The organism is Streptomyces sp. CO7 (assembly GCF_053474865.1).
In genome coordinates, this window is sequence record NZ_JBRIOU010000183.1 from 1 (window position 1) to 5,626 (window position 5,626).

Genomic DNA, 5,626 nt, shown 5'->3' on the forward strand with positions numbered 1-5,626 from the left:
CCCTCATCCGCGCGGGCGCCCGACTCGGCCACACGACATGCCCCCTGTAGCCCACGCGACGCACGAACAGATAGCCGGCGAACTCTGGAACGCCAAGAACGAGCGCAGGGCGGTACCGCCCCTCTCCGGCCGGTACCCGGAGTTCACCGCGCAGGACGCCTACGCGGTGCAGCGTGCCCTCCGTGCCCTCGAGTACCGCAACGGCGCGGTGCACGCCGGATACAAGATCGGCGCCACCAGCGTCGCCATCCAGCAGATGTTCGGCGTCGACGAGCCGGACTTCGGCTTCCTGACCGAAGCCATGCTCCTCCCCGACGGCGCCAGTCTCGACACGGACCGCTTCATCGCCCCCAAGGTGGAGGGCGAGATCGCCTTCCGGATCGGCGCCGACCTGTCCGACCCCCGCACGACGGCCGCCGACGTCCTGGCCGTCACCACCGAGGTCTACCCGGCCCTGGAGGTGCTCGACAGCCGTATCGAGAACTGGGACATCGCGTGGGTGGACACCGTCGCGGACAACGCCTCGTCGGCGATGGCCGTCGTGGGCAGGGGAGTTCCCCTCGACGGACGTGACCTCGCCGCGGAGACGATGGTGTTCACCTCGGGTGACTCCGTACAGACGGCGAAGGGCTCCGCGGTGCTGGGGCATCCGGCGGAGTCGGTGGCCTGCCTGGTGCGCATGCTGGCCTCCTTCGGCGCGGGGATCGGCGCCGGAGACCTGGTCCTGGCCGGATCGCTGGCCGCGGCGGTCGACCTGGTGGCGGGCGCCACCGTCAGCGCCTCCTTCGGGTCCCTGGGATCCGTGTCCCTTTCCACCGCGAGCAAGCGCGTCCTTGCGTAGCTCCCCATGCGAACACACGTACGAGATCGAGAGAGGGTGATGGGTCATGCGTGCTGCGGATGCGGCCGTTCTTGCTGAGAGCCGGCCGTTCGAGCCGGACACGCCGTCGACCGGTGGGTCGGTGCAGGCGGCCTTCGCGGCCCAGGCGTTGCGGACACCGGACGTGGTGGCGGTGCGGTGTGCCGGACGGGAGCTCCCGTACCGGGAGTTGGACGAGCGGGCGAACCGGCTGGCGCACCGACTGGTGGGCGCCGGGGTGGGTCCGGAGGCGCCGGTGGCGGTGCTGATGGAACGCTCGGTGGACCTGGTCGTCGCGCTGCTGGCCGTGCTGAAGGCCGGCGCGTTCTACCTCCCGCTGCACAGCGGCAGTCCGCTGGAGCGGATGCAGTGGATCGTCGACGAGACGGCCGCTCCGGTGCTCCTCACGGACGCGGCGATGCGCGGCCGCGGCCTGCCCACCGTGCCGGTGGCCGTGGTGGTGGACGAGGACAAGGAACTCGCCGGTCTTCCGGCCGTCACTCCTCAAGTCAAGTCCAGGCCCGAGCAGTTGGCGTACGTGATGTACACCTCCGGCTCCACCGGCCGCCCAAAGGGCGTGGCCGTCACCCACCGCGATGTTCTGGACCTGGCCGGGGACAGCATGTTCACCGAACCCGGTGCGCACGAGCGGGTGCTGATGGTGGCCCCGTACGCGTTCGATCCCTCGACGTACGAACTGTGGGTCCCGCTGCTGCACGGCGGGCGGACGGTCGTCACGCCGGAGGGTGACCTGAGCGTGGCGACCCTGGCCCGCCTGATCGCCGAGGAAGAGATCACCGGACTGCAGGTGACGGCCGGCCTGTTCCGCGTCATGGCCGAGGAGGCCCCCGGCTGCTTCGCCGGCGTCCGCGAAGTGATCACCGGCGGCGACGTCATCTCCCCGACCGCCGTCCGACGAGTCCTGGAGCACAGCCCCCACACCGTGGTCCGGGGGGCCTACGGGCCCACCGAGACCACGCTCTTCGCCAGCCAGTCCCCGTGGACCGCGACCGACAGCGTGCCCGCGCCGATACCGGTCGGGCGCCCGCTGGACGGCATGAGCGCCTACATCCTGGACGAGCGCCTCGCCCCCCTCCCGGCGGGAGTGCCCGGTGAGCTGTACCTGGCGGGCACGGGTCTGGCCCGGGGCTACTACGGGCGCCCGGACCTGACCGCGGAGCGGTTCGCCGCCGACCCCTTCGGCCCGGCCGGCAGCCGCATGTACCGCACCGGCGACCTGGCCCGCTGGTCCGCCGACGGGCTGCTGGAGTTCGTGGGCCGGGCCGACGACCAGGTCAAGATCCGCGGCTTCCGCATCGAACTCGGAGAGGTCGAGGCCGTGCTGGGGCGCTTCCCCGGCCTGGCCCAGGTCGCGGTCGCGGCCCGGGAGGACCAGCCCGGCGACAAGCGCCTGGCCGCCTACGTGGTCGCCGAGGCCGGAGCCGGCCCGGTGGACACCGGAGCCCTGCACACCCACACGGCCGGCCTGCTGCCGGAGTACATGGTGCCCTCCACGTTCACGGTCCTCGACCACCTTCCGCTGACCACCAACGGCAAGGTCGACTACCGGGCCCTGCCCGCTCCGGACGCCCCGACGGTCCCGCGCACCGGGCGCGGTCCGCGGACCCCGCGCGAGGAGATCCTCTGCGGCCTGTTCGCCGAGATCCTGGGCGTGCCCAGGGTCGGCATCGACGACAACTTCTTCGAGCTCGGCGGTCACTCCCTGTCGGCCACCCGTCTGGTCAGCCGCATCCGGGCGATCCTGGGCGTGCGGCTCTCGATCCGCAGCCTGCTCAACACTCCCACCGTGGCCGCCCTGGCGAACCTGGGCCAGGCGGACAGCGAGGGGCAGGACAGCGCGCTCGCGCCCGTGCTCGGCCTCCGCTCGGCAGGCAGCCGTCCGCCACTGTTCTGCGTGCACCCCGGTGGCGGCATGGCCTGGTGCTACGCCGGTCTGCTGCGCTACGCGCCGAAGGAGCACCCGGTGTACGGGCTCCAGGCACGGGGGCTGGCCGCGGACGAGCCGCTTCCCGCCGTCATGGACGAGCTGATCGAGGACTACCTCGGCCGCATCCGGGCGATCCAGCCGTCCGGCCCGTACGCCCTCCTGGGCTGGTCCTTCGGCGGCAAGGTCGCCCACACCCTGGCGGCCCGCCTCCAGCAGGAGGGCGAGCAGGTGTCCCTGCTGGCCGTGCTCGACGCCGGCACCGGAGGGCACGCCGGCGAGGACGCCATGCGCGGCCGGCGCGACCTCCTGGAACTCGCCTTCGACGGCATCGGCGCCTTCCACGCCGAACCGGGCGACGGGCCGATCGGAATGCCGCGCGTCCTCGAAATCCTCCAAGCGCACGGCGGAACGCTCGCCAGTCTCGACGAACGGACCGTCGCCGCTCTCATCGACATCACGGAGAACAACCTCAGGATCAGCCGGGTGGCGCCTCCCGAGCATTTCGACGGCGACATGCTCTTCATCGAGGCGGCAGGGCCGGACGGCGATTCCACCGGACTCGCGGAGGTCTGGGAGCCGTATGTGAGCGGCCGCATCGAGAAGCACGTCACTCCTTTCCCGCACATGCGGATGATGAGCGCCGACGCGCTCGCGGACATCGCTCCGGTTCTGGCCAGGGCACTGAAGAAGCAGTTCTGACCAGACGCCCGGTACCGACCGGAAACGCAGGTCCCACGAAATGAAGCAGGCGAGGAGCCGTTGATGTCCGTCCAACCCACGTCCAACAGGTCGAGGCTGCACCGAGGGCGGGTGCAGCGCGTCGCATGGGTGACCCCGCACATGGCCAGAGTGGTGCTCGGCGGCGAGGGCCTGCGGGAGTTCACCGCCGGCCAGTACACCGATCACTACATCAAGCTGATCTTCCCCCTGGAGGGGGTGCGGTACCCCGAGCCGTTCGACCTCGCGGCCGTGCGCCGGGACTTCCCCCGCGACCAGTGGCCCAGGACCCGGACCTACACCGTTCGCCGGTGGGACCCGGAGGCCGGCGAGCTGACCGTGGACTTCGTCCACCACGGTGCGCGCGGTCTCGCCGGTCCCTGGGCCGCGAGGGTGCGGCCGGGGGGAGAGATCTACTTCATCGGTCCCGGTGGCGGCTACCGGCCCGGCGCGGAGGCCGACTGGCATCTGTTCGTCGGGGACGAGAGCGCCCTGCCCGCGATCGCGGCCTCCCTGGAGGCCCTGCCGGCGGGAGCGGTCGCCAAGGCGTTCATCGAGGTCTCCGGCCCGGAGGAGGAGCAGGAGATCCGCACCCCGGCCGACGCCGAGATCACCTGGCTGCACCGCGGGGAACGCCCGATCGGCGACACGCTCACCGCGGCCGTCCCCGCGTCGCCCTTCCCGGCCGGAACGGTGCACGCCTTCGTCCACGGCGAGGCGCATTTCGTGAAGTCGCTGCGGCACCACCTGCGCGTGGAACGCGGCCTGGCCCGCGATCAGCTGTCCATTTCCGGCTATTGGCGCCAGGGCGCGGACGAGGAGGGCTGGCAGTCCTCGAAGTCCGAATGGAACCGGGACGTGGCGGATCCGGTCCCGGTGTAGTTCACGGTCCCTTTGGCGCGTATCGGTGACCTCCTGGCCCGCTTTCCGCGGACGGCGAGGTCACCGGTGACCTCCCGCACCCTCATTTCGCCGAGCCGACCAACAGTCGCGCGACCTCACCACCGAGAGAGAGTAACGAGCAATGCATGCTGTTGATTTTGCCGAGAACCGGTCCCTCGGGTCGAGCGCGGCGTCGATCGGTGATTCGGTGCAGGCGGCCTTCGCGGCCCAGGCGTTGCGGACGCCGGACGTGGTGGCGGTGCGGTGTGCCGGACGGGAGCTCTCGTACCGGGAGCTGGACGGGCGGGCGAACCGGCTGGCGCGCCGGCTGGTGGGTCTCGGGGTGGGCCCCGAGGCGCCGGTGGCGGTGCTGATGGAACGCTCGGTGGACCTGGTGGTCGCGCTGCTGGCCGTGCTGAAGTCCGGCGCGTTCTACCTGCCGTTGCACAGCGGCAGTCCGCTGGAGCGGATGCAGAGGATCATGGACGAGACGTCCGCGCCGGTGCTCCTCACCGACGCGGCGATGCGCGGGCGCGGTCTGCCGTCCGCCCCCGTGGTCGTGGTGGTGGACGAGGACGCGGAGACGGCCGGGCTGCCGGCCGACGAGCTCCACGTCGAGGTCCGGCCCGAGCAGCTGGCGTACGTGATGTACACCTCCGGCTCCACCGGGCGCCCCAAGGGCGTGGCGGTCACCCATCGCGACGTCCTCGACCTGGTCGTGGACAGCATGTTCGAGCCGGGCGTGCACGAGCGGGTGCTGATGGTCATCCCCTACGCCTTCGACCCCTCGATCTACGGCCTGTGGGTCCCGCTGCTGCACGGCGGGCGGACGGTCGTCACGCCGGAGGGCGAGCTGAGCGTGGCGGCGCTGGCCCGGCTGATCGCCGAGGAGGAAATCACCGCCCTGGACGTCTCCGCGGGCCTGTTCCAGGTGATGGCGGAGGAGGATCCGACGTGCTTCGCGGGTGTCCGTGAGGTGATCACCGGCGGCGACGTGGTCTCCCCGACCGCGGTGCGGCGGGTGCTGGACCACTGCCCCGGCATCGTCGTGCGCAGTGCGTACGGTCCCACCGAGACCACGTTGTACGCGACCCAGCAGCCGTGGAGGCTCGGCAGCGAACTGCCGGCGCCGCTGCCGATCGGGCGCCCGCTCGACGGGAAGCGGGCCTATGTGCTCGACGAGGGGATGTCGCCGGTCCCGGCGGGTGCGGCAGGTGAGC

At 71.7% G+C, this 5,626-nt stretch carries 4 protein-coding genes; all 4 read left to right on the forward strand.

The features are described 5' to 3' along the window. The first annotated feature begins 37 nt into the window (after positions 1–37). Positions 38–841: a 2-keto-4-pentenoate hydratase gene (locus tag ACOV8S_RS32155; RefSeq protein WP_448322090.1), complete on the forward strand. Its 804-nt coding sequence runs from the start codon at positions 38–40 to the stop codon at positions 839–841. Positions 842–887: 46 nt separating this feature from the next. Beyond that, positions 888–3,506 carry an amino acid adenylation domain-containing protein gene (locus tag ACOV8S_RS32160; protein WP_448322092.1) on the forward strand — a complete coding sequence of 873 codons (2,619 nt, stop codon included), beginning with the start codon at positions 888–890 and terminating at the stop codon, positions 3,504–3,506. A 63-nt stretch (positions 3,507–3,569) separates the two neighbouring features. Further along, on the forward strand, positions 3,570–4,406 hold the full coding sequence (locus tag ACOV8S_RS32165; protein WP_448322094.1) for a siderophore-interacting protein: 837 nt from the start codon (positions 3,570–3,572) through the stop codon (positions 4,404–4,406). 142 nt (positions 4,407–4,548) lie between these two features. Continuing rightward, positions 4,549–5,626, forward strand: a 1,078-nt coding sequence (locus ACOV8S_RS32170) for an AMP-binding protein (protein ID WP_448322096.1), incomplete at its 3' end; no start/stop codon positions are given.

What these genes read in the sequence shown, in the direction of transcription:
- ACOV8S_RS32155 (WP_448322090.1), top strand. Translation starts at nt 38, where the DNA reads ATGCCCCCTGTAGCCCACGCGACGCACGAACAGATAGCCGGCGAACTC.
- ACOV8S_RS32160 (WP_448322092.1), top strand. Translation starts at nt 888, where the DNA reads ATGCGTGCTGCGGATGCGGCCGTTCTTGCTGAGAGCCGGCCGTTCGAG.
- ACOV8S_RS32165 (WP_448322094.1), top strand. Translation starts at nt 3,570, where the DNA reads ATGTCCGTCCAACCCACGTCCAACAGGTCGAGGCTGCACCGAGGGCGG.